The following is a 1,537-nucleotide window of genomic DNA, read 5'->3' as shown; positions in this document are numbered from 1 at the left end:
CCTAAATTCTCAAAGTAAGTTCTAGTCTAACGCCAAAACTGGAAATTAGACTGAGACAAAAAAATAAGCTAGAACTTACTATGGGACAAGTTGGTAACTAATAATGAAAAACAAACACTTAACTCTCTCTGATCGCAATGATATTCAAATAGGAATTGAACAGCTAAAGCCCTTCTCAGCTATAGCTGCTAAGCTAGGAAAAGACCCGTCCACAATCTCAAAAGAAGTTCGCAGAAATCGAGTGGTTAAAGAAAATTCTGTGCCATCTAATTGCGAGGCCTGCCCTCTACTCAAAAAGGCTCCCTACGTTTGTAATGCCTGTCCGAAAAAGAGATTGAACTGTGGATACCAAAAACAGTTCTACTACGCCAAAAGAGCTCAGCTTGACTATGAAGCTAAGCTCTCGGAGTCGAGAACAGGTGTTGCCCTAAACAAAGAAGAATTCTATCGCATGGACGAGATTGTCTCTTCTGCCATCCAAAAGGGACAACACCTCAACCACATCATCGCCTCAAACGAACTGTCGGCATCCAGAGCTTCTATCTACCGATACCTTGAAAAAGGATATCTGTCCACAAAACCTATTGATTTCCCTCGTGTCGTGAAATTCAGAAAGCGTCGAACAAGAGATCTTCCTCCTATTCCTAAAAAAGCGAAAGAAGGGCGGTCTTACAAGGACTTCCAACGCTTTCTAACAGAGAAAGGCATCAGCTATTGGCTGGAAATGGACACCGTTACTGGACGGATCGGCGGAAAACTGCTTCTCACCTTTAACCTCTCCTTCTGTAACTTTATCTTCGCTCGATTACTTGATAATAAAACAGCTAATGAGGTCGCTAAACACCTCTACGCTATCAAGAATGACCTACATCAGAAGGAGATGAATTTCTGCGAAATATTTCCTGTCATTCTGACCGACAATGGCGGTGAGTTCGCCAGAGTAGACGATATCGAAATGGATGTTCGTGGAGAATCTAAACTCTTCTTCTGTGATCCCAATCGTTCTGACCAGAAGGGGAGAATTGAGAAGAATCACACGCTTATCAGAGATATTCTCCCTAAAGGAACTAGCTTTGATAACTTGACACAGGATGACATCAACCTAGTTTGTTCGCATGTCAACAGCGTCAAACGAGCTTCTTTCAACGGAAAATCGGCTTATGAACTCTTTACATTTACCTATGGTGAGGAAGTGGCAACACTTCTGGGTATCTCTAAAATTGACCCTGAGAACGTCATCCAATCACCTCGATTACTAAATAAATAATCACTAGTTTTTATTAAAAAATAATTTCAAAATAGAAAGGAACTTGTCCCATCCCAAATTCCAGATAACTAGAACTTACTTTGAGACGTCTCAGAGCCAGTAACTTTAGTGTACCCTTTTTTTCAACAATTTCAAGCCTAAAACACCCTTGAAGCCGCATTTTAGGCAAAAACAGAACTTAGTCTGAGACTAAATTCTGTTGGTTTTATGCAGTTTTCTCAGAGTAACTTCTAGATGGACGGGAACTAGAACTTACTTTGAGAATTTACC

General features: G+C 40.7%; 1 protein-coding gene. It reads left to right on the top strand.

What is annotated here, in order from left to right; all coding sequences use genetic code 11:
• The first annotated feature begins 103 nt into the window (after positions 1–103).
• The gene (locus tag C1G49_RS10390) at positions 104–1,267 is read left to right on the top strand and encodes an IS30 family transposase (protein WP_105125608.1); all 1,164 of its coding nucleotides are present in this window, start codon (positions 104–106) and stop codon (positions 1,265–1,267) included.
• Positions 1,268–1,537 lie beyond the last annotated feature (270 nt).

The organism is Streptococcus suis, from assembly GCF_002960625.1.
Taxonomy (GTDB): Bacteria; Bacillota; Bacilli; order Lactobacillales; family Streptococcaceae; genus Streptococcus; species Streptococcus suis_T.
Note: the sequence above shows the minus strand (reverse complement) of the source record. Positions and strands in the feature narration are given on the sequence as shown.

What these genes read in the sequence shown, in the direction of transcription:
- C1G49_RS10390 (WP_105125608.1), top strand. Translation starts at nt 104, where the DNA reads ATGAAAAACAAACACTTAACTCTCTCTGATCGCAATGATATTCAAATA.